The sequence below is a fragment of the Staphylococcus sp. SA22 genome (assembly GCF_054165785.1).
Window position 1 is genome coordinate 340526 of sequence record NZ_JBSZQY010000001.1, and the last position, 25310, is coordinate 365835.

Sequence of the window (25310 nt, forward strand, 5' to 3'; positions counted from 1 at the left end):
ATTTTTTGTAATAGTAAAAAAACTGAGTAGCATAAATGGATCTGTTATAAATACATTTATACGACTCAGTTTTAATTATTAAATAAATTGTTCAGTTAATGCATTGAACGTGTCTTCAGTAATTTTGATATCTCTTTTAGCAAGTGGTGTATCATCTAATTCTTTAATTTGAGATTCATATGATGGTGTTTCTTTATCTTGATAAACAATACCAGTTACTAAAGATTCATGTTCAATAATAGTTTTAGTCGCTAATTGTTTATCTGTAGAATCATAGTTTTCAATGTCATCAACACTTGTTAAATGTTCTTTAAACCAATCGTATGTGTTAATTTTATTATAAGTCACACATGGTGAAAAGACATTAACAAATGAAAACCCATCATGATTAATTGCATCTTCAATTAGTTTTGTTAATCCTTTAATATCACTTGAAAAACCTTGGGCTACAAATGTGGCACCAGATGATAATGCTAATTCTAAAGGCGCAACATTTTTTTCTATATTACCTTTTGGCGTTGTTTTAGTAACAAATCCTACTGCTGATGACGGCGATGTTTGTCCCTTTGTCAAACCATAAATTTGATTATCCATGACTATATACGTCATGTTCATATTTCTTCTTAAAGCATGGATTGTATGCCCCATACCTATAGCATAACCATCACCATCTCCTCCAGATGCAATAACAGTTAAATCTTTATTCGCCATTTTTACACCTTGAGCTAAAGGTAATGCACGTCCGTGAATAGAATGAACGCCATAAGAATTAATATATCCTGAAAGACGGCCAGAACATCCTATACCGGTGATGATAGCTACTTCTTCAGGTTCTAACCCTATATTTGCGGCTGCTTTTTGAATTGCAGCTTGTACTGAGAAATCGCCACATCCAGGGCACCAGTTAGGCTTAACATTATTTCTAAAATCTTTAAATGTCGCCATCTATACCATCTCCTTTATTTCAGTAGCAATTATTTTACCTTTTTCTTCGATTTCATGTGGTAGGAAAGGTGTCCCATCATACTTTGTATAATTTTCAATCTTATCATGAATATTGACATTCATTTTTATAATACTAGCCAATTGTCCTTGATAATTGTGTTCCACTACAACGACTTTCTTCGCTTTATTAACTGCATCTTGAATAACGCTTGTTGGGAATGGATGCAATTGTCTAATTTGTATAGTGTTAACTTTTATGCCTTGTTGATTCAAACGGTTACTACCTTCTTGAATTGCACCTTTTGTAGAAATAAAACCGATATAAAGAATATCTGCATCCTCATGTTGTAAGTTAGCTTCTACTGGCGATTCAATTAGTAACTGCTCAATTTTACGCATTCGTTTTTCCATTTGTTGTTGTCTATTTGACGCAGATTCACTAGGTTTACCTTCTTCATTGTGTTCCACACCAGTTATATGATGAATACCTCCTTTAACACCGGGGATAGGTCTAGGAGAAACACCATTGGATGTTAACGCATAACGCTTGAAATAACCTTTATCATCTTCTTCACGTTCAATATCAGATTGAATGATTTCACCACGTTTAATTTCAATGCGATTATAATCTAATTTTTCAACAGTTTGTTTACCTAAAGATAATTGCAAATCACTTAAAACTATAACAGGGCATTGATATTGTTCTGCTAAATTAAAGGATTCCATAGTTAAATAAAATGCATCTTCTGCATCAGTTGGTGCTACAACAATTTTTGGAATATCACCATGTGTACCATAAATCATTTGCATTAAATCTGACTGTTCTTGTTTCGTAGGTAATCCAGTAGAAGGTCCACCTCGTTGGGTATTAATAATGACTAATGGCGTTTCAGTCATACCAGATAATCCAATTGCTTCCATCATTAAAGATAAACCTGGGCCAGCACTAGCCGTAAACGCTCTGACTCCACCATAATTTGCACCAATAGCCATAGTTACAGCAGCAATTTCATCTTCTGTTTGAATAACCGCTCCGTTTACTTTAGATATATTGGCAATCATATATTCCATAACTTCAGACGCAGGTGTAATAGGATATGCCGCCATAAATTGTGAACCTGCAGCAATTGCACCTAATCCAATGGCATCGTTACCAATCATATATAGATGTGGTAGTGCATCTGTTGACTCTAATTCAAAGTCCCCGTCGATTTCAGGTAAGCGGGATTGCATTAATTGATAACCTTCGTTTAATGCTTGGATATTGACTTCAACTACCTTGTCACCTTTTTTAGAAAACATATTAGTAATAAGTTCTTCAAATGTATTTGTATTCAAATTCATCAATGCGCTAGTAGCACCTATTGCAACCATGTTTTTCATTAATGCTGTACCTAATTCTTTAGCGGTTGCTGTAAAAGATAATTCAATAAGCTGTGCATGACATCCTTCTGGTTTCACAGGTTTAGCCTTGGCATCAGCTAAAATGATACTGTCTTCTCTCATTTCATGATGGTTAACATCAATTGTTTCTTGGTCAAATGCAATCAAAATATCTAAATCATCACTAATTGCATGAACAGGCGTCGTAGAAACTCTAATTTTATTATTCGTATGTCCACCTTTGATACGACTTGAAAAATGTCTATATCCATATAAATAATATCCTTTTCTATTCATAGCCGTAGCGAAGATTTCCCCAGTTGATTCAATACCTTCGCCTTGTTGACCGCCAACTTTCCACGATAATTGTGGTTTCATAGTTATATGCCTCCTATGGATATATTTCATATTAAATGATAACAAAAAGAACCACCGATTTACTATGTAAACAGTGGTACTATATTAAATTCATACTAATGGACGATAGGGTCCGATTCGAATGTTTACTTACGTAATTTTAAAATGTTGAAAATGGATGGTCATCATTTATCAATATACGTTCGATGTGCTTTGTTTTACCTTCTTTGTCCAAATCAATAACAACACCAGATAATACACTTCTACCTTCATTTGGAACAACATGTCTTTGTGGCAAACTAGTGATAAAACGCTCAATTACCTCTGTTTTATTTATTCCTAAAATGCCGTCATAAAAGCCTGTCATACCAACATCCGTTATATACCCTGTCCCCTTTGGTAAAATACGTTCATCTGCAGTTTGAATGTGTGTATGCGTTCCAACAACAGCGCTAGCTCTACCATCTAAATGCCATCCCATTGCATACTTTTCAGAAGTTGTTTCTGCATGAAAATCAACAAATATAAACGGAGTTTGTTCTTGTGCTTCCTTGACTAATTGATCTGCCTTTTTAAAAGGATCATCAATATCTGGCATAAACGCTCTTCCTTGCAGATTAATAACTGCAAGTTTAATATCATTAATTTGTATAAATCTCATACCAATTCCCGGCGCTTCATCCGGAAAATTCGCTGGTCTTACTAGTCGTTTTGCTTCATCTATAAAATCATAAATTTCACGTTGACCATATGTGTGATTACCCATAGTCATGAAATCTACACCATTTCTTAGTAATTGTTTATATATTTTTTCAGTCAAACCTTTACCATGTGCTGCATTTTCAGCATTTACAATTGTAACTGTTGGTTTATACTTTTGCTTCAGTTGAGGTATGTACGTTTCAATTGCGTCTCGTCCAATTTTACCTACGATATCCCCTATAAACATTATTCTCATGTTTTGTTCATCCTCTCATAAATACTAGTTTAATTCATACGTTCTAATATTTAAAGTAAATATTAAATTCTTTGAATTATTTTTCTTCAATTATAAAGAGACATTACTTTGTCTGAAAACTTCAATATGTTAGTATTAAGACATCAAAATAAATAGGAGTTGTAAATAAATACATGTCTATTAATATTGATCCAGAAAAATTTGCAGAATTAGTGGTTATGTCTAACCCATCAAAATTCGAAGATGCAGAGGATATAGCTAAAGAAAGTTTAAAGCTTTACATTAATGCATATCGTTTAGCAGAGAGATATTCAACAATTGCAACAAATTGTTATGATACTGCAGAAGTTATAAAAGAATTAAAGAAAACAGATTTACAATTAAAATAACTCAACTTAGAAATAAATCCTAATTAATATTACAGAAGAGAAGATGTGTTACATCTTCTCTTCTTTTTTATTGGATAGAAAAGCAATCATCTTTATAGGTTTACATAATATAAATATAGTAATTATGAAGCCTAAAGCATTTTTATTAAAAGCAATAACTTCTTATTTAATATAAGGTCCGTCTTACTTTCAAATAACTACTGTTTTATATAGTTATTACCAATAAAGTGCTGTCTAACTAGATTGAGACTACAACTGAAAAAAGCTCCCTCACTAATTTGTGAGGGAGACAAAAATTATTTCGCATATTCTACTGCTCTAGTCTCTCGAACAACTGTCACCTTGATATGACCAGGATATTGTAATTCATCTTCAATCTGATTTTTAATATCTCTAGCCAATCGATAAGATTTTAAATCATCAATTTCTTCAGGAGATACAATCACTCGGATTTCTCTACCTGCCTGAATCGCAAATGCTTTTTCTACACCATCATAACTTTCTGATAACGTTTCTAAACGTTCTAATCGACGAATATAATTCTCTAATGTTTCTTTTCTTGCACCTGGACGAGCCGCAGACAATGCATCTGCCGCAGCAACAAGGATAGATATAATAGATGTAGGTTCAACATCACCATGGTGAGAATGGATTGCATTAATAACTGTTTCATTTTCACCATATTTTTTCGCTAATTCTACACCGATTTCAACATGACTACCTTCTACTTCATGATCAATTGCTTTACCAACATCATGTAAAAGTCCAGCTCGTTTCGCTAATGTCTCATCTTCGCCTAGCTCAGCAGCTAACATACTAGCAAGATGCGCAACTTCAATTGAATGTTTAAGTACATTTTGACCGTAACTTGTACGATAGTTTAAACGCCCTACAATTTTTACTAAGTCAGGATGCATATTATGTGCGTTCACTTCAAATGTAGCTTGTTCACCTGCTTCTCTAATAATATCGTCTACTTCTTTTCTAGCTTTTTCGACCATATCTTCAATTCTACCTGGATGAATACGTCCATCAGATACTAAGTTAACAAGTGCTGTTCTAGCAATTTCTCTTCTTATTGGATCAAAACCAGATAATATAACTGCTTCTGGTGTGTCATCAATAATTAAATCAATGCCAGTTAAAGTTTCAAGTGTGCGGATGTTTCGTCCTTCTCGTCCAATGATTCGACCTTTCATCTCATCATTAGGTAAGTTAACTACTGATACCGTTGATTCACTTGTGTGATCTGCTGCTAATCTTTGTACTGCTGTAGCTAATAATTCTTTTGCTGTTTTATCAACTTTTTCTTTAGCTTCTTTTTCTTTTTCTTTAACAAGTACTGCAATATCTTGTGACAGTTCTTCCTCTACTCTTTGAAGTTGCTCATTAATAGCTTCTTCTTGAGTGAGACCGGAGATGCGTTCTAATTCTTGTTCATGCTTCATTATTAACGTTTGAACACTACTCTCTTTTGCATCTACTTGTTGTTGTTTTTCTTCAATTTTTGATTCTTTTTGCTCTAAAATCTCATCTTTTTTATCTAATAGATCAGATTTACGCTCTAAGTTTTCTTCTTTTTGAAGAAGTCGGGTTTCTTGTCTTTGAAGTTCGCTACGTCTTTCACGTAGTTCTGCTTCAGTTTGTTCTCTTAGGATTTGGTTTTCTTCTTTTGCCTCAAGTAATTTCTCTTTTTTGATATTGTCAGCTTCTTTATGTGCTTGATTTACAATATCTTCGGCAGTTTGTCTAGCTTGTGATTGCTTTTGAAGCAACAAATTTCGGGCAACAACATACCCTCCAACAACTCCTAGAATGATCCCCAGCAAAATGAGTAGGAGGCTTAATAAATTCACACAAACACCTCCTTTTCTAGGGTTTGCTCTTTATATGAAATTCAATATGACTTTATGAAATTATATATAAATCATACAAATTAATTGTACGGTTTATAGGAGATAAGTGTCAAGTTATCAATTTGCACTTTTGCACTATATTGAATGCTATTTCTACTATTTTCTAAAGTTTTGAAGCTCGATTATAAAACTATTGATAATGTAATAATAAATAAAATAAAAAACCTTATAGTCTCGATTTGAAGTGCATCCCATAAAGTTAGATATTATTCCAGCTTTATGAGATGAATATCACTTTCAATCAATCCTATAAGGATATTTGCTAAGTTTAACTATAGATATAAATTTGTGTACTATTCTTCGTCAAATAATGACTTTGGTGCATCTTCTGTTTCTTCAACATCACCATCAGATATACCTAATTTTTCTCTCAATTTACGATCAATTTCTTCTTTAATTTGTGGGTTTTCTTTCAAGTACATTTTAACATTTTCCTTACCTTGACCCATTCGTTCGCCATTGTAAGAATACCATGCTCCTGATTTATCAACGATGTCGTTTTCAACACCTAAATCAATAAGTTCACCCTCTTTAGAAATACCTTGTCCATACATAATATCAACTTCAGCTACTCTAAATGGTGGTGCCACTTTATTTTTAACGACTTTAATTTTAGTTCTATTACCTACAATTTCTTGTCCTTGTTTAAGCTGTTCTGCACGACGTACTTCTAGTCTTACTGAACTATAGAATTTTAAAGCACGTCCACCTGGTGTAGTCTCTGGATTACCGAACATAACACCAACTTTTTCACGAATTTGGTTGATGAAAATAGCAGTTGTATTTGATTTAGAAATAGCACCTGAAAGTTTACGTAACGCTTGTGACATTAAACGAGCTTGTAAACCAACGTGAGTGTCTCCCATTTCTCCTTCAATTTCAGCTTTAGGTGTTAAAGCAGCAACTGAGTCTACAACTACAATATCAACTGCACCACTTCTAACAAATGCTTCGGCGATTTCAAGACCTTGTTCACCATGATCCGGTTGCGATAAATATAAATTATCGATATCTACGCCTAATGCTTGAGCATATTCTGGATCTAAAGCATGTTCAGCATCGATAAATGCTGCCACCCCGCCATTACTTTGTACTTCAGCAATAGCGTGAAGCGCTACTGTTGTCTTACCAGAACTTTCAGGACCATAAATTTCAATAATTCGTCCTTTAGGATAGCCACCTACACCTAGCGCATTATCTAATGTAACTGAACCAGTTGATGTAGTTGAAACTCGGCGACCTATATTGTCACCCAACTTCATTACGGCACCTTTACCGAAAGATTTCTCCATATTTTTAATTACTGTATCTAAAGCTTTTTGACGATCGTTATCCAAAGCGAGACCTCCTAATTGAAATTGCTATCTTTTAATTATCTTACCAATACTATACAAGGATTCAAAATAAAATACAAGTGTTTTGCGAATATTTGTTCGTATAAAATCTTGAAATCAAAACACAAAAACGAACAAACGTACTTATATTTTTATCGATAATACAATTAATTTGTTGTTCTAAGCCAATTTAATAATCTTATAAGCGCATAATTTTGACTTCTGTTCTTTAATAAATTTCTAGATTTAGACATTTTAAATTGCTCAGTTTTAAATTCTAAGTTATTATCATAGCCTATATAGACTACACCATCATACTCTAATAGAATAATTGCTGATGGCACATTAAATAATTTATTAACAAATTGCACTGCATCTTTTAATTGCTGCTCAATAGGTTTATTAATATCAACAAAGTTTTCATTGTGATTAATCATACCCTTTAGAACATCGTTTAAATCCACTTCTTTCAATCGATGATATAAAGCACCATTAGTAATACCATCATATATTACAAAAGGTTCATGAATTTTCTTTATTACAGCTTGCTCAATTAATGTGTCATCTGAACCATAATAATATTCTCCAATACGATCAAGAATTTCTTGCTTAACAGGTTGAATCAATGATTGTGCTTGTTCTTTTGAGTCGGCATTTGCAGTCAATCTAATATATACTTCATGACTTCCTGCCAAAGGCGCAATCGTAGGATTAGTCTGTTTATCGATAAGATCTATTAATACTGTTTCTACTTTAGATTCACCTATTCCAGCAAATCTTAATAGTTCAGAGTGTATAATTCGTTTATGGTTTATAAAATGTGACAACAATTCATTTTTTACCATTGGTTGCATTTCTTTCGGTGGACCTGGTAATAAAATAATTTGTTTGTTTTCAAAATTCACCATCATTCCTGGAGCCATGCCATGATGATTTGCTAATACAGTTGAACCTTCAATTACTAAAGCCTGTTGTTTATTATTAGGTGTCATTTCTTGTCCTTGTTCCTCAAAATAGCTTTCAATATATTTTAAAGAAGGCTCATCAATAACTAAATCTTTACTAACAATCTGGGCCACTGTATGCTTCGTTAAATCATCTTTCGTAGGACCTAATCCACCTGTTAAAATAACAGTATCATATTTTTCTAACGCATGACGTACACTTGATTCTAAACGTTTTTTATTATCTCCAATAACTTTATGTTCTAATACATTTTGTCCAATTTCATTAAATACTTTAGATAGAAATTGTCCGTTGGTATTAGCGATTTGACCTAGCAATAGTTCTGAGCCTACAGCAATAATGGCAATTGACATTTGTATCCCCCTTGTATCGTTTAATTCTTTTTTTCATGTATTCCATTTAAAAATTCACATCAATTTTAGATTCAATGTATCAGATGCTACAACACATTTTCCTAATAAAATGAACAAGAGCCTGAGACATAAATCAATGTTCAATGCTCTACAAAGTTATATTGGCAGAAGTTGACTGAACGAAAATACGCTTGTAACAAGCTTTTTTCAATTCTAGTCAGGGGCCCCAACACAGAGAATTTCGAAAAGAAATTCTACAGGCAATGCAAGTTGGGGTGTGGGCCCCAACACAGAGAATTTCGAAAAGAAATTCTACAGGCAATGCAAGTTGGGGTGTGGGCCCCAACACAGAGAATTTCGAAAAGAAATTCTACAGGCAATGCAAGTTGGGGTGTGGGCCCCAACACAGAGAATTTCGAAAAGAAATTCTACAGGCAATGCGAGTTGGGGCGGGGCCCCAACATAGAAGCTGGCGGAAAGTCAACTTACAATAATGTGCAAGTTGGCGGGGCCCCAACAAAGAGAAATTGGATTCCCAATTTCTACAGACAATGCAAGTTGGGGTGGGACGACGATAAAGAAATACTTTTTCTATAGAAATTAGTATTTCTTATGCATGAGTTTTACTCATGTATTCCTATTTTTAAGTACACATTAGCTGTGGCTAATGTGTAAGAACCACTACATAATAAATCATTAGTGGCTCTTTATCATTTCTGTCCCACTCCCATCATTATAAACAATTGCGTGGCTAATTTCTAAAATTGGGATTAAAAAACTAGATTCCATATGAAAATGAAATCTAGTATAAACAAATATTTATTTTTGTTTAAAAACATCTCTACCTTTATAAAAGTATTCAATACCAGATAAGATAGTAAAAATAACGCCAATGTATAATAAAATTTGTCCTAATGACAAACCAATCAATGTTGCCAATGGATCACCTAATAACAACCAAGTAATTGCTACCATAGTAACTGCTGTTTTAATTTTACCTAATTGACCAGCTGCACTTACGAATCCTTGTTCAATTTGTAGTAAACGTAAACCAGTTACGGCAAATTCTCTGGCAATAATAATGATTGCTACTACAGAATTTGTTAGTCCTAGTTGCACAAGTACAATTAAAGCACTTGCAACTAATAATTTATCCGCTAATGGATCCAAAAATTTCCCCATATTTGTAACTAAATTCCATTTTCTAGCTAAATAACCATCAACAAAATCGCTAAGGGAAGCCAATATAAAAATAAAACCACTGATTAATAACTCAATTCTTATTTCATATCCTCCTAGAAATGACACATTGCCAAATCCAAAATCAACTAACGCAAACAATATAAAAACTGGTATTAACACTACTCTAAAAACCGTAATCTGGTTCGGAATATTCATTATACATCCTCATTTCTCACTAATTTATTTCTGTTAAAATATTAAAACTAACATGATCCATAACAATAAAGTTATTAAAACTGTAATACCCATGATTACTAATAATTGTATTGGCTCTTTTGATTTACTCTTATAATCTAAGTCTTTATTATTATTGAAAACTGTAATTACTTCGTCCCATTCGGCTTGGTTCGATGGAATTTCATCTTGATGAGCTTGAATTAATTGGTTAGGTTCAATATTTACTACGCTTGCATATTTTCTAATAAATCCTTCGCTGTAATTTTTATTCGGTAGTTGATCGAATTCATTATTTTCAATATGCACTAGCATTTCACGTTTAATTCCAGTACGTTGCTCTAATTCTGTTAAAGTCATTCCTAACCTTTCACGTCTACCTTTTAGCGCTTCACCGACCGTTTTCAATTCATAGCCTCCTTACACTTACTCGAAGAAACCAAAACCACCACCAAATGGATCTCCAAAATCTAAATTATTCTTACTTTGGACTGTCTGTTTCTTCATTTCTTCGTATTGTATTTCTTGATTTTCATTTTCTCTCAATTCGATAATATAGTCAAAATCTTCCATTGTACAAGTACTTGTTTCAACAAATAAATCTGGATGTTCAACGACTTTGATTGATGGTAACGTCATAACTTCGTTAACAAGCTCTTGATGTTTTGGATTAGATTCTCTGGCAGTAACTGCACCATCAATAATATATACATGATTGGCATCATATTCCCCTTTGATTAGAGAGCTACGTACAGTTTGTTTTATTAAAGTAGAACTAATAAATAACCATCTCTTATGTGCACAAACACTTCCCGCAACAATTGATTCAGTTTTACCAACCCGTGGCATACCTCTAATGCCAATCAACTTATGACCTTCTTCTTTGAACAATTCAGCTAAAAAGTCTACTAACAAGCCTAAATCTTCACGCTCAAATCGAAAGGTTTTCTTATCTTTTGCATCTTGCTCAATATATCTACCATGTCTAACTGCAAGACGGTCTCTTAATTCTGGTTTTTTAAGCTTTGTTATTTCAATTTCATTTATACCACGAGCTATTTGCTCAAAACGTTCAACTTTTTCAAGATTGTCTGTTTTAATTAAAAGGCCTCGTTTACCTTGATCAACACCATTAATTGTAACAATACTTATACCTAACATACCTAATAAACTAGATACATCACCTAAAAGACCCGGTCTATTAATTTCAATTTCGTATTCTAAGTACCATTCTTTTTTCTCTGCAACTGTCATGGTGAACCTCACCCCTTGTTTAATTAACAAATTATGATTCATTGTAATATTCATATTATAACATCAATCATAAAAACATTTGCTCATAAAAATAGTTCTATATTTTAAATATACCAAGCACCATTAACTTTCTGTATAGTTCCAGTAACACTTCTAGCATTTGGGTGATATAAATAGGCGCATGTATGAGCAACCTCACTCGGTAAAACCAATCGCTGTTGTGGTAATTCAGTTATCATTGCTTGAAGTTCATCTTCTTGCCACTCGCTTGCCATATTACCAGCTACAAATCCAGGTGAGATAGCATTTACTGTCACTGATGTTAGTGCAAGCTCTTGACTAAGCGCCTTAACGAAACCTAATTGTGCACTTTTCATCGTCGAATAAATAGTTTCCATACTAGCTCCTGTCTCACCCCAAATTGATGAAATTACAATAATTCTTCCATTGTCACTTTGACGTAAAACATCAACGAAATATCTACATAATCGAATTAATTGCAAGACATTTAACTGATAACATGCATCAATATCATGGTCTTTCATATCTTGTAAAACACCATATAAAGACTGACCACTTGCATATATTAAACAGTCTAATGATTTAATGTCACCAAATGTTTTGTCAATATCAATTGTTTGAGATAAATCCGCTTGTATAAAATGAACTTTATCATCGTTAAATTTGCTAGTTAATTCATTTATATCAGTACGATAATATTGCACATAAACTTCAAATCCATCAGTTAATAATTGTTTGACTATCTCAGAACCAATTGAACCAGAACCACCTAATACTAATGCTTTCATTACTTTTTAATCTCCAAACGACTATCGACTTGCTGATCTAAATTTAAATATAACGATGACGTTTCGTTAATACTATCTAACGTGATGTTTTCAACAATGTCTAACATGTCAAACACACTAACACCTTCAAAATACAATTTAGTATATTGATTAGCAATATATTCAGGTGAGTTTAAACTTGATATGAACTCACCTATAAATTGCTTTTTCAAAAGTTCAAATGCTTCTGCATCTTGGAAATTGCCTTTTTTATCACGCAACTCATCTAATAATAATTTTTTTAATTTATCTGGTTCTTCAGTAGCGCTTGTCACGATTGAAAAACTATACGTCGGCTCTAGTACAAATTGATAACCAAATGTATCATCGATAAGTCCTTCGTTTAATAAATTCTGATAAAAATCTGTTTCTTCCCCAAAAATTAACTCAAAGAATAATGACATTTCTAAATCACGTTGTACATATTTTTGAGGCGCTTCTTGTAATGGTTTATTTTTAAAACCAAGCATTAGTCTTGGTGATTGAATTTTCATAGATTCAGTAACAAATGCTTCTTTAACATCCTCCGGTTCATCAACAAGTCCTCGTTCGATTTTGGGTTGGTTAACTTTATTACGAGCATCCTCGTGTTGTTTTACTATTCGACATATTTCTTCTGGATTCACATCACCAACAACAAATAAAACCATATTTGATGGATGATAAAACGTTTCATAACATAGATACAAATCATCTTTTGTAATATCGTATATACTTTCTACACTACCGGCAATATCAACACGTATTGGATGTTGTTGATACATTGCACGCAATGTATTAAACATTAATTTATATCCAGGTTGTTCTTGATACATTTTTATTTCTTCTGCAATAATACCTTTTTCTTTATCAACAGTTTCTTTTGTAAAATAAGGCGTTTCAACCATTGTAAGTAAACGTTTAATGTTGTTTTCAATATTATCAGTTGCACTGAACAAGTAGCTTGTACGATCAAAGCTTGTAAACGCATTTGCTTGTGCATTATCTTCAGCAAACGCAGTAAATAAGTCTTCTTCTTCTTTTTCAAATAATTTATGTTCTAAAAAGTGAGCAACTCCATCAGGTACAGTAACAAATTGGTCTTGTCCAAGTGGTTTGAATTGATTATCTAATGAACCAAATTGTGTAGTGTAAGTGACAAATGTCTTTTGAAAACCTGGTTTGGGGATAACAAATAATCGTAAACCATTTTCTAATTCTTGTTCGAATACTCTTTCGTCTATTAATTCATAATAACGCTCTTTCATTATTTATCCCCTCCTTTTGTCAACACATAGATTGTATCTAAAAATGCTTTTTCAGCAACAGAAACAATATCTTCGCGACTTACCTTCTGTATATCATTTATAAATGTTTCTTTGCTTTGTGGTTGCTCTAATAATATTTGGTTATGCATAATCTCTATAATACTTTTCGGACGATCTTCAGATTCATATCGATGAGAAATGATTACTTTTTTAGCTAACTCTAATTTTTCTTCAGTGAAATCTCCTGCTTTTATTTTTTCAAATTCACTTATAATAGTGTCTTTTGCAGTTTCGTACTTATCACTTGAAACCCCACTCAAAACAAATAAATAGCCATTTTTGCCATCAATTTGTGAATGTATAGAGTACGCTAAACTTTGCTTTTCTCGCACTTCATTAAATAAAACAGATGAAGGATCTCCTCCAAACATCATGTTAAATACAACAAAGGCAGCATATCCACTTTGTCCATATTGTGTTGGAAAACGGTATCCCATATTTAATTTAGCTTGATCCACGTCATCATATTCAACAATATAATCAACTTCTTCATCGTGTAAATGATGAGTAGAATGTTGGAATTGATGTTTATCGAATGGTTTAAGTGCAAATTTTTCAAGTATTTGTTTCTCAACACTTTCAGGTTCTACATTGCCGACAACATAAACAGAACATTGATCATTATTAATCATTGATTGATATGTATGATATAGTGTTTCAGCAGTAATATGTGGGATTTGTTCTAGTTGTCCTGTAGATAAGTATTTATATGCTTCATTTTCAAACATATGGTCGAGTAATTTTAAAAACGAATATTGTGCTTTGTTATCTACCATTGCTTCTATTTTTTTGGCTAATAATGTTTTCTCTTGGTTAACAAAATTATCATTGAATGCTTTATTTTCAATTAATGGATTCCAAATGATTTCTTGTAATAAATCTAATCCTTGATTAAATAATGATTCACCGTTTCTTAAATAACGTTCATTAACAATTTCTAATGAAAATGTAATGACATGCTGATCTTTGAATTTTGAAATTGTACTATTCACATACGCACCATATAAATTGGCTAAGTGATTATTAAACGACTTATCAGTTGGCCATTTCTTAGTTGCTCGAACTAATAATTTGCTTAATAATGATCTAGCTGTTATTGTGTCATATTCTAAAGGTGCCATAAATTTAAAAACTATAGTAGTTGTTTTAAATTTAGTTGTTGGTGAAACTTTGATATGTATATTTGGTTGAGATTGTCTACTCAAATATATAGCCTCCTCTATATCTTCTTACATCTATATTTTTCTAGTGATTTTAAATTGAACTAAGCTATTTTTCATATAATTTAATGAATACAAAATAGGTTCATCTGATTCATTGTAGTGCGTAATTTTTAATAAAATCAAACCTTCGTGTGGCGAAGCATTCAGTACTTCGGATATTCGAGGTTCATAATTTACCGCTTCAATTTCTGTATCAGCATAACAAATATTATGATTACTTTGTTCTTTTATCGCACTTAGAATCGATCCATTACTCATTTGATACTCTGTACATGTTAATTCTTTTTTAGCAATTTTATCTAAACAATAGACGACCGGTTCTCCATCGGCAGTTCGTAATCGTTCTATAATGGTTACTGGATATCCTTCTTCAACGCTCAACAAATTTGTATCTAACATAGTTGCTGGTTGCTCATCAAAATTTAAGTATTCAGTTCCGCATTCAAATCCTGCATTTTTAATCATTTGCCCAATACTTATAAGTTCATTCAATGGATAAAAGAAAGGGGGCAGTGACTTAACACTTGTGCCCTCTTCAAAATTATCTTTAATGACTTGTTCAGTAATCAATGCCTGAATTGCTTCATAAACATCGTCGGTTTTTACATTTAATTCTCTGGCAATTGATAAATTACTTGGAAGTTGGTCACCATATTCCAATTTATTTTGCTTAATCAAATTTAAAATGTATTGTTTAACGTTATATACCGCATTCATTTCTGACATTTTTTTACACCTCGTCATTATTAAGATCTATTAAAACTTGTCTAGGCTTGCTTCCTTTTTGTGGACCGATTACCTGATTGCGTTCTAAATCATCCATCAACCTAGATGCTCTATTATAACCAATTCTAAATTGGCGTTGTAACAATGATGTACTTGCCTTTTGTTGTTCAACAACAAACAAATACGCTTCATCATATAAAGCATCTTCACTTTTCATTTCCGATTTATCCACTGGTGCATCTGGTTCCATTTCTTTTACATAATTTGCCTGTTGTTGTTCTACTACATAATTTACAACATCTTGCACCTCTTGGTCACTTAAAAACGCCCCCTGAATACGTGTTTGTGATGAATCACCATTTCCAACGTATAACATGTCACCTTTACCAAGTAACTTTTCTGCGCCACCAGTACCAATAATAGTTCTTGAATCTGTTTGAGAACTCACAGCAAAAGCAATTCTAGATGGAATATTATTTTTAATGATACCTGTAATTACATCCACAGAAGGTCTTTGTGTCGCTACAATCAAATGTATACCTGCTGCACGTGCCATTTGTGTGATACGTTGAATCGCATTTTCAACTTCTTTACCAGCTACCATCATTAAATCTGCAAGCTCATCTACAATAACAACGATATAAGGTAATTCTGGTTGCTTCTCATCTAATTCTTGATTTTGCTTACGGATTAATTCGTTATAACCTTTAATATTTCTAGTTGATGAATGTTGGAATAAATCATAACGTCTTTCCATCTCAGCTACAATTTTTTCTAAAGCTTGAGCAGCTTTATGAGGATTTGTAACAACCGGAATTAATAAATGTGGAATTCCGTTATAAACATTTAGTTCAACCATTTTCGGATCGATTAACATAAGTTTAACTTCATGCGGCTTAGCATTTAATAAAATACTTGTAATAATACCATTTATACAAACAGATTTACCACTACCCGTCGATCCTGCCACCAATAAGTGGGGCATTTCATTAAGTGGAACAGTAATTGGATCACCTGATATATCTCTTCCTAATCCAACTTCTAGTTTATTATTAGACGGGAATTTTTCATCTAAAACTTCTTTTAGTGAAACTAATGAAATTTTCTCATTTGGCACTTCAATACCTACTGCAGAGCGACCAGGTATTGGCGCTTCAATTCTAACATCTTTTGCTGCTAAAGCTAATGCAATATCATTATGCAAGTTTACAATTTTACTCACTTTAACCCCTTGAGCTGGTTGAATTTCATATTGAGTTACTGCAGGACCAATTTTAATTTGTGTCACTTTTGCATTTACCCCAAAATCTTTTAATGTATTCTCTAGTACTTGTCCTTTACGTTGCACTTCAGCTTTAGATGTTGCTTTTTGTTTTGCAGGTTGATTAAGTAAAGTTAACGGTGGAACTACATACGACACATTCGTAACTTCACCAGCTTCTTCAATAGTGTTTTCACTTTCAACACTGTTATGAGTTTGTTCTGTTAATTGTTCTTGCTGATCTGCTTGATGATGATTTACGATGTTATTCGAACTATTCTCTGCATCAAACACTCGTTTTTTTCGACTTGGTTGACTCTGGCTTTTACTTTCATTTTCAGTATGCCCATAAATTGGAATATCTCTTTCTTGAGGCACTTCCGTAAAATCACTCACATCTTTTATTTGTGGCTGTTCATTTTGACGTGCCTTTTGTTCTTCTTTAAGTCTCGCTTTTTCTTCACGCTTCAATTGTTTTTCTTGGTTTCTTTCGGACATTTTTTCATTAAATGAACCAAACCAAGCTTTTATATTTTCCAGTGCAACTTTTGCAACATCACGATGTTGATGGTTTGTTAATAAAATAACACTTGAGCATAATAATAAAATAGTAATAATACATACACCAAATAATGAAATTAAAGGTACGCTTAACTCTAATAAATAAAAGCCTAATACACCGCCACCAAAATTTGGAAAATGACTGTGTTGGTATGACTGATACACATAAGAAAGTACAGGTTCTCTTTCAGCTTTGATACCACTATTAAAATGAAAAACTAACTGTGATACAAATAGCAATGCAATTTGCAATACAATCGAACCAGCCGTTCGTCTAGTTTTAGGAATACGTTTAGAGTATGTAATAAAACCAGTTGCTAAGAGTACTAAAATATATGTTAAATATCTACTGTACCCAAATAAATAATTAAAGAAGCTGTCAATTAGACGACCTATTATTCCTAATTGGAAAACACCCAACACCATTAATACAATTACTAAAATAGCTATGACATAACGTATCGGATTATCATTCTTCTTTTTCCTCGAATTTGTTCTTTTTTTTGATGTTGTTTTTTTCTTAGCTGTCGATTTCTTTTTTGCTTGTGCCAATTGACGCACCTCCTTATGTTACCTTAGTTAAAACGACGTTATTATATATAATTTCCTATTTGATGTTTAGAATATGTAGTCCAAACAGACGATGAAAGAGGTTAGAACAATATCATCTATGTATCAATTTACTTAAGATAACAGATTAATCGTTACCCCTTTCAATTGACCATCATAAAATATAAGTAAATTGTCAATGACAACCATTATATTTCGGTGACTTGTTCTGACCTCTTTTATGTTAATGACTTTTTGATTAAATTTCAGAAATTACTGGAATAATCATAGGACGACGTTTTGTACTTTCGAATAATAGTTTACTAATTTGATCACGCATATTTTGCTTAATTTCAGACCATTCTATGCGTTTTTCTTGTAAACCAGCTTCTACTATTTCACGTACTTTCTCTTCTGCTTCACGTAATAAGTCTTCACTTTCACGTACATATACAAATCCACGAGATTGAATTTCAGGTCCCGCAGCTATACGTCTATTTTTAGGATCTAACGTTACTACAGCAATAAAGATACCATCTTCTGCTAAAAGATGGCGGTCTCTCAACACGATATTTCCTACATCCCCAATACCAATACCATCTATTAAAATATTTCCTGAATTTACCTTTTCATTTAATATCATATCTTTACCGTTGTAATTAATGACATCTCCTTTTTCCACAAGGAAAATCTTTTCTGGTGCAACACCTGCTTCAGCTGCTAGCTTCGCATGTGCTATCTGCATTTTAAATTCACCTTGTACAGGAATAAAGTATTCAGGTTTCATAATATTAATCATCATTTTTAATTCTTCCATGCAACCATGACTTGAAGCATGAATCTTCTTGTTATTTGGAATAATATGTGCGCCAGCACGTACAAGCTCATTTAATGTATTCGCAATGATAACTTCCATATTAGCAGAAGCCGTAATTGCTAAAAATACAGAATCACCTTCTTCGATATTCATAATTTTATGCTTATGTTGCGCCATTTGACTTAAGGCTTCTACAGGTTCTCCTTGCATACCAGTAGCTATAATTATTACTTCATTTTTAGGATAATTATCAACTTCTGTTATAGGAATTAGCAAATCTTTAGGAATGTCGAAATACCCCATTTTACGAGCAATATTAAATGAACTTTCAAGTGATCTTCCTAAAAATGACACTTTACGATTTAGCTTGCTAGCAATATTTAAAACTTGCTGAATACGTATAAAGTTCGAAGCATAACATGAAACTATCAAGCGACCTCGCACTTTTGCAAAAGCATCATACATATGATGTTCAATCACATTTTCCGGAGTATTATATCCAGGTTTCTCTGCCTCAGTAGAATCACTGATTAAGACAAATACGCCTTCTTCACCAATCTCTGCCATACGTTTAATATCTGGTGCATAATGTCCATGTAAACTTTGGTCAAACTTAAATTCACCAGTATACACAATGGCACCATATGAAGTGTGAATACAAACACCTAAACTATCAGGAATACTGTGTGTCGTATTAAAGAAACTAATATTCACGTTTTTGAATCTCATAATTGAATCATTATTAACTGTGTAGTAGCGAACTTTTTTATCAATATTACGGGCTTTCATATTTTCTTTAATTAACGCTATTGTCAATTTAGATCCATATACTGGTGCATCTAATTGTTCTAAAACATAACTCACTGCACCAATCGCGTGCTCATGTCCGTGTGTAAGGAATATCCCCTTCAATTTATCTTTATTTTCAAGTACGTATGAAATGTCTGGTATAACAATATCAATACCTAGCATTTCGTCTTCTGGAAACATAAGTCCAGCATCTAACATAAACATTTCATCGTCTACTTCAACGATATACATATTTTTAGCAATTTCGCCAACACCGCCTAATGGTATAATGCGAATATCTTTATTCTTTTTCTTTATTAAACTCAAAATCTTACCTCCTAAATTTGTTACCCGTCCATATATAAACTCACTATTCATTATAAGTTAAAAAACACTTGATGTACACTATTAATCACTATACATACAGGATAATTAACAGTTGCACACAAAATAATAAAGCGTTTTAAAATGTTCAATACAACAAATTCAAAATGGATCACTTCGTAAAAAATGGCATAAAAAAATCACATGACGATACATTGTCGTCATATGACTTTAAATATTATTCTTCTAATGCTCTGTGTGAAGCATTTACTCGACCTTGTTTATCAATTTCAGTAATCTTAACTTCAATTGTGTCACCGATTTTTAAAACATCTTCCACTTTTTCAATTCTATTTTTTGAAATTTGTGAAATGTGAAGCAACGCATCTTTACCCGGGAATAGGCCTACAAACGCACCGTATTTTTCAATACGTTTAACAGTGGCTTGATAAGTTTGACCTACTTCCGCTTCACGTGTAATTTCCTCAATGATTTCACGAGCACGATTTATCATAGCTTGATCAACGGCACCAATAAAGATAGTACCATCTTGTTCAATATCTAATTTAACGCCTGTTTCATCAATAATTTCGTTGATTTTTTTACCACCAGGTCCGATAACATCTCTAATCTTATCTGGTTTAATTGTCATAGTTACAACTTTTGGCGCGTAAGCACTTAATTCAGTACGTGGTTGATCAATTGTTTGTAACATATGATTCATTATTTCTAAACGACCACGTCTCGCTTGTTCTAGAGCCTCTTCGATAATTTCACGCGTTAAACCGTCAATTTTAATATCCATTTGGATTGCTGTAATACCTTCTTTAGTACCAGCGACTTTAAAGTCCATATCACCTAATGCATCTTCCATACCTTGGATATCAGTTAAAATCGTATAGCTATCTTCACGTGTAACAAGGCCCATAGCAATACCAGCAACTGGTGCTTTAATCGGTACTCCCGCATCCATTAATGCTAATGTTGATCCACAAATTGACGCTTGAGATGATGAACCGTTTGATTCAAGTACCTCACTTACAATACGAATTGTATATGGGAAATCAGCAGTATCAGGAATAATATATTTTAATGCTCTTTCACCTAACGCACCATGTCCAATTTCACGACGACCTGGCGCACGTACTGGACCAGTTTCACCTACTGAAAAATTCGGGAAGTTATAATGATGCATGAATCTTTTTTCTTCTTCAGGTCCTAAACCATCAATTAATTGATAATCGCCTAAAGCACCTAACGTTAAAACTGAAAGTGCTTGAGTCTGACCACGTGTAAATAGACCTGAACCATGCGTTCTAGGTAAAATACCAACTTCAGAATCTAATGGACGGATTTCATCAGGTTTACGGCCGTCTGGTCTAATTTTTTCATCTGCAATTAAACGTCGAACTTCTTCTTTCACTAATTCATTTAAAATTGCATAAACTTCTTTAATAAGTAATTCATTCTCTGGATCTTCTTCATCGATAAATTCATTGACGATTTCTTCTTTTAAGTTATCAAGATTTTCATCTCGTTGTTGTTTATCAAATGTTAAAACTGTTTCTTTAAGTCCTTTTTCTTCAGTTAAAGATTTTACACGTTCAACTAGCGCTTCATCACGCTCTGCTGGAATAAATTCTTGTTTAACAGGTTGAATGTGGTCGACGATTTGTTGTTGGAAATCAACTAAACGTTGAATCTCTTCATGACCAAAGAAAATCGCCTCTAACATTTCTTGTTCAGTAATCTCACTAGCGCCTGCCTCTACCATGTTTACTGCATCTTTATGACCAGCTACTTCAAGGTCTAAACGAGAAACTTCTTTTTCTTCTACTGTTGGGTTAATGATATATTTACCATCAATATAACCCACATTTACACCGGCGATTGGCCCTTGGAATGGAATATCCGACACACTAAGCGCCATAGATGAACCAATCATTGCAGCCATTTGTGGTGAACAATCAGGATCTGCACTTAATACCATGTTCATAATTTGAACATCATGCTTATATCCTTTAGGGAATAAAGGTCTAATTGGTCTATCAATTAATCGCGCAGTTAATGTTGCATCGTCACCAGGACGTCCTTCTCTCTTTTTAAATCCACCAGGAATTTTACCCGCAGCGTACATTTTTTCTTCATAGTTCACTGTTAATGGGAAGAAATCTCCATCACGAGGTTCTTTTGATGCAGTTGCCGTCGATAACACGACTGTATCTCCATAACGAACCAATACAGCGCCATTTGCTTGTTTAGCTAATTGCCCTGTTTCAATCGTTAAAGATCTTCCTGCCCATTCAGTTTTAAAAACTTTCTTTTCTTGAGACATTATAAATCTCCTCTCTTGAATCTAATAGTTATATCATATCATTTATTATCGTATTTTAATATTAGTTATAAAATATTGAATTGGAAAAAAAGAGAGCGGGATATCCATCTATTATTTACAAAATAGACTTATCGTCCCACCCTTATCAGTATAAATATAAGTTATATTTTTTTAAAAAACATACTTTATTTTTAATATCTTGATTATTACTCTAGGTGTACTTATATCATCTTTATCTCATTGTAACCTTATTATTCACTCAATATTAGCTTAACATATAATAAATGTTAATATTTGTAAAAAGCTTTTTTAATATAAATTAAGGTTGGAACATAAATATGCCCCAACCTCAAAGACGTTATATTAAGATTAACGACGGATACCAAGTGATTTAATTAATTCACGGTAACGTTGAATATCTTTACTACGTAAGTAGTTTAATAAATGTCTACGACGACCTACCATTTTTAATAATCCACGACGTGAATGGTGGTCTTTTTTGTGTGTACGTAAGTGTTCGTTTACTGCGTTGATTTCTGCAGTAAGTACAGCGATTTGTACTTCTGGTGAACCAGTATCAGTTTCGTGTACACGGTATTCTTTAATGATTTCGTTTTTACGTTCTTGTGAAATTGCCATAATCAATTTCCTCCTTAAAATGTTTGAATACTCCTTAATCCGAGTTAGGCGTTGGAGATTCGACCTACTAAGAAAAAGGTGTGGTATAGATTGTTTATATAACTATACGCAACTCTAAATATTATAAGCTACTTCATCACCAAAATCAACTGCTAATAAATATTTAGCACGCGATTTATCATCGTTCATTTGTTTAACTAATGGATCGATACCATCAAATTTAATCTCAGGACGTAAGAAATGATGCCAATTCACGGTCACTCGTTCACCATAAATATTATCCTCAAAGTCAAAGATATTCACTTCGATGACAACTTCTGCTTTGTTAGGATCATGAAATGTTGGCTTTACACCTATGTTAGCTACCCCTCGATATAATTTATTTTCAGTGCCGATTTCAATACTAACAGCATAAACACCTTTACGAGGTAACAAATAATCATCACTAGGTTGAATGTTAGCTGTTGGGAAGCCAATAGTTCTTCCCCTTTTTTCACCTTGCACTACAGTGCCTTTAATAGAATAAATATAGCCTAAAGCATCATTCGCTTTTTGCAACTCACCATTGATTAAATCTTGACGAATAGAAGTTGTAGAAATTTTTTCATTTTCAATTTCTTGTTTACTCACAATTGTCGTATTAAACGCATCATATTCTTGAAGAACAGTCATATTACCTTTTCCAAATTTACCAAAAGTAAAATCAAAACCAGCAATGACTTCTTTTACATTATTTTTAATTATATAATTTTCAACAAAATCTTCAACGCTCACATTAGCAAACCTAGATGAAAAATTAACCACTATACAATAATCAATATCATGTTGGCTAATTTTTTCGATCTTATCTGAAAGTGGTGTTAAATACGTTGTTCGTTTTCTTTTAGGATTCAACACGACAGACGGATGCGGATCAAATGTCATCACCGCTTTTTTTAAACTGTGTGCCTCAGCTATTTCGTTTAATATATCAAAGACTTTGTCATGACCTTTATGCATGCCATCGAAAAATCCGAATGCCATTGCAACATCCTCTGTAATATACTGTTTAGATTGTATAGGATGTGTCACTTCTATGACTTTCATAAATTCTATCTCCTTTAATTAAAGACTTTTTTAGGTTTAATTTCTGATTCTTTTGTAGGGTGTACCATATAAATTGCTAATACTTTTTCTGAATCATCATCAATAAATACAATTTGGTCTTTAATTTTGTTATCAAATTCATTTTTATTAAATTTCTGCCCATTTAAAATACGTTTTTTTATGTGCGAATCTTTAATTTTAATGCTTGGCAAACCCTTTAATCCATATTCTAAAGGAAACAATTTATTTTGCAATGAATCCTGCTCATGAAGTTCTTTTATTTGTTCTAATGTAAGGCTATCTTTCAACACAAATCCACCAGACTCGATTCGCGTTAATTTCGACATATGTGCCGGAAAGCCTAATTTCACACCAATATCAGTTGCTAGCGTTCTAATATATGTACCTTTACCACAGATGACGCGTATTTTAAAATGACACTCATTTTCTTTAAAATCTAATTCAGATATACGCCCAATGTCTTTAATATTAACTTTACGCTTTGGTCTTTCAACTGTTTCATTATTACGCGCATATTCATATAATTTTTTACCATTCACCTTGACTGATGAATACATTGGCGGAATTTGTTCAATAACACCTTTAAAATTTTCTAACAAGCGGTCAATATCGTCATTGTTGAAATCAGCTGAATGTACACCCTTCATTTCCAATGTATCACCCGTTTGATCTTCAGTCGTTGTGCTTCTTCCTATCGATACAGTTGCTTCATAAGCTTTGCCCATATCCATAACATAATCACTAACTCTCGTTGCATTACCTATACATACCGGTAACACGCCTGCAACTTCAGGATCAAGCGTACCAGTGTGCCCTATTTTTTTAGTTTTTAATATTTTACGCAATTTGAATACGACGTCATGACTTGTTAAACCACGTTCTTTATATACTGGTAATATACCGTTATACATGTTGTCACCTTCTTTTTTTAAAATATATTTTAATAGCGTATTAACTGAATTTATCCATAAAAAAACTGGAAAATGTTAACTATTTCTACACATCTATGTATTAACTGTTTAATGTTAATATACCGATATTAAGAAATTATCAAACATTTTCCAGATACCTAACACTAAATTATCTATCTTGTTTGTGTAAATCTTGAATCATTCGTTCAATTTTATTACCATATTCGATTGATTGATCATATTCATACATTAATTCCGGCATAATACGTAATCGCATTCTAGAACCTAATTCAGACTTAATGAAGCCTTTTGCTTTATCAAGTGCTTTAAATGTATTTTCTACTTCTTTATCGTTACCTAATACAGTTAAAAATACTTTAGCCTGCGATAAATCATTTGTTAAAACAACATCTGTAATTGTAATAAAACCAACTCGAGGATCTTTGACTTTATTGTTGATGATATCCATTAATTCCTTCTTCATTTGTTCACCAACACGCTCTGCTCTCATACTGCTCATTCTTGTCACCTCTTTATCTTTAAGTTCAATTGTTATTTGCATTTTTTAGTGTAACAATGCTTAAACAATTATTTTAGCTCACACGTTATTTTAATAAATTAAGCCTATAAAATCAAATAAAG

At 32.8% G+C, this 25310-nt stretch carries 21 protein-coding genes; 1 reads left to right on the forward strand and 20 read right to left on the reverse strand.

The features are described from left to right. Positions 1–78: 78 nt before the first annotated feature. The 3 genes from ACXQH5_RS01610 to ACXQH5_RS01620 all read right to left on the reverse strand — a co-directional run bounded on the left by ACXQH5_RS01610 (position 79) and on the right by ACXQH5_RS01620 (position 3643). Positions 79–945: a 2-oxoacid:ferredoxin oxidoreductase subunit beta gene (locus ACXQH5_RS01610; RefSeq protein ID WP_000190137.1), complete on the reverse strand. Its 867-nt coding sequence runs from the start codon at positions 943–945 to the stop codon at positions 79–81. Beyond that, positions 946–2706, reverse strand: coding sequence for a 2-oxoacid:acceptor oxidoreductase subunit alpha (locus tag ACXQH5_RS01615; RefSeq protein WP_000804338.1), 1761 nt, complete (start codon positions 2704–2706; stop codon positions 946–948). Positions 2707–2845: 139 nt separating this feature from the next. Beyond that, entirely contained in the window at positions 2846–3643 is a 798-nt protein-coding gene (locus tag ACXQH5_RS01620; protein WP_001222105.1) for a TIGR00282 family metallophosphoesterase, read from the reverse strand. A 173-nt stretch (positions 3644–3816) separates the two neighbouring features. Here ACXQH5_RS01620 and ACXQH5_RS01625 point away from each other — a divergent pair, with 173 nt between their 5' ends. Then, positions 3817–4032: a hypothetical protein gene (locus tag ACXQH5_RS01625; protein WP_000026308.1), complete on the forward strand. Its 216-nt coding sequence runs from the start codon at positions 3817–3819 to the stop codon at positions 4030–4032. A 296-nt stretch (positions 4033–4328) separates the two neighbouring features. Here the strand turns inward: ACXQH5_RS01625 and rny are convergent, their stop codons facing one another. The 17 genes from rny to rbfA form a co-directional block, all read right to left on the reverse strand. Further along, positions 4329–5888 carry a ribonuclease Y gene (gene rny / locus ACXQH5_RS01630; protein ID WP_001050913.1) on the reverse strand — a complete coding sequence of 520 codons (1560 nt, stop codon included), beginning with the start codon at positions 5886–5888 and terminating at the stop codon, positions 4329–4331. A 353-nt stretch (positions 5889–6241) separates the two neighbouring features. Next, a complete protein-coding gene (gene recA, locus ACXQH5_RS01635) occupies positions 6242–7285 on the reverse strand; it encodes a recombinase RecA (RefSeq protein WP_000368166.1) in 1044 nt (347 codons plus the stop codon). Positions 7286–7449: 164 nt separating this feature from the next. Beyond that, complete coding sequence (locus tag ACXQH5_RS01640) at positions 7450–8601, reverse strand: CinA family nicotinamide mononucleotide deamidase-related protein (RefSeq protein ID WP_000020366.1); 1152 nt, start codon at positions 8599–8601, stop codon at positions 7450–7452. 819 nt (positions 8602–9420) lie between these two features. Continuing rightward, entirely contained in the window at positions 9421–9999 is a 579-nt protein-coding gene (pgsA, locus tag ACXQH5_RS01645; protein WP_001025093.1) for a CDP-diacylglycerol--glycerol-3-phosphate 3-phosphatidyltransferase, read from the reverse strand. A gap of 33 nt (positions 10000–10032) precedes the next feature. Then, positions 10033–10425: a helix-turn-helix domain-containing protein gene (locus tag ACXQH5_RS01650; protein ID WP_000859443.1), complete on the reverse strand. Its 393-nt coding sequence runs from the start codon at positions 10423–10425 to the stop codon at positions 10033–10035. An 18-nt stretch (positions 10426–10443) separates the two neighbouring features. After that, positions 10444–11271, reverse strand: coding sequence for a YmfK family protein (locus tag ACXQH5_RS01655; protein WP_000214892.1), 828 nt, complete (start codon positions 11269–11271; stop codon positions 10444–10446). Between the two features lie 104 nt (positions 11272–11375). Then, complete coding sequence (gene ymfI, locus ACXQH5_RS01660; protein WP_000646223.1) at positions 11376–12080, reverse strand: elongation factor P 5-aminopentanone reductase; 705 nt, start codon at positions 12078–12080, stop codon at positions 11376–11378. Further along, positions 12080–13366, reverse strand: coding sequence for an EF-P 5-aminopentanol modification-associated protein YfmH (yfmH, locus tag ACXQH5_RS01665; RefSeq protein ID WP_000664781.1), 1287 nt, complete (start codon positions 13364–13366; stop codon positions 12080–12082). The genes ymfI and yfmH overlap by 1 nt, the downstream gene beginning before the upstream one ends. Then, positions 13366–14631 (reverse strand): EF-P 5-aminopentanol modification-associated protein YfmF, encoded by a 1266-nt coding sequence (gene yfmF / locus ACXQH5_RS01670; RefSeq protein ID WP_000089949.1) that lies wholly within the window; start codon positions 14629–14631, stop codon positions 13366–13368. The genes yfmH and yfmF overlap by 1 nt, the downstream gene beginning before the upstream one ends. Before the next feature lie 30 nt (positions 14632–14661). Further along, entirely contained in the window at positions 14662–15375 is a 714-nt protein-coding gene (locus ACXQH5_RS01675) for a GntR family transcriptional regulator (protein ID WP_001293310.1), read from the reverse strand. 4 nt (positions 15376–15379) lie between these two features. Further along, a complete protein-coding gene (locus ACXQH5_RS01680; RefSeq protein WP_000035750.1) occupies positions 15380–17749 on the reverse strand; it encodes an FtsK/SpoIIIE family DNA translocase in 2370 nt (789 codons plus the stop codon). Positions 17750–18005: 256 nt separating this feature from the next. Continuing rightward, positions 18006–19679 (reverse strand): ribonuclease J2, encoded by a 1674-nt coding sequence (gene rnjB, locus ACXQH5_RS01685; RefSeq protein WP_000052590.1) that lies wholly within the window; start codon positions 19677–19679, stop codon positions 18006–18008. Between the two features lie 235 nt (positions 19680–19914). Then, entirely contained in the window at positions 19915–22011 is a 2097-nt protein-coding gene (gene pnp / locus ACXQH5_RS01690) for a polyribonucleotide nucleotidyltransferase (protein ID WP_000076690.1), read from the reverse strand. A gap of 369 nt (positions 22012–22380) precedes the next feature. Continuing rightward, positions 22381–22650 carry a 30S ribosomal protein S15 gene (gene rpsO, locus ACXQH5_RS01695; protein ID WP_001018328.1) on the reverse strand — a complete coding sequence of 90 codons (270 nt, stop codon included), beginning with the start codon at positions 22648–22650 and terminating at the stop codon, positions 22381–22383. A 114-nt stretch (positions 22651–22764) separates the two neighbouring features. Next, positions 22765–23736: a riboflavin biosynthesis protein RibF gene (gene ribF, locus ACXQH5_RS01700; protein ID WP_000864174.1), complete on the reverse strand. Its 972-nt coding sequence runs from the start codon at positions 23734–23736 to the stop codon at positions 22765–22767. Positions 23737–23750: 14 nt separating this feature from the next. After that, a complete protein-coding gene (gene truB, locus ACXQH5_RS01705) occupies positions 23751–24668 on the reverse strand; it encodes a tRNA pseudouridine(55) synthase TruB (RefSeq protein WP_000282295.1) in 918 nt (305 codons plus the stop codon). Positions 24669–24837: 169 nt separating this feature from the next. Then, the gene (gene rbfA, locus ACXQH5_RS01710) at positions 24838–25188 is read right to left on the reverse strand and encodes a 30S ribosome-binding factor RbfA (protein ID WP_000097322.1); all 351 of its coding nucleotides are present in this window, start codon (positions 25186–25188) and stop codon (positions 24838–24840) included. Positions 25189–25310 lie beyond the last annotated feature (122 nt).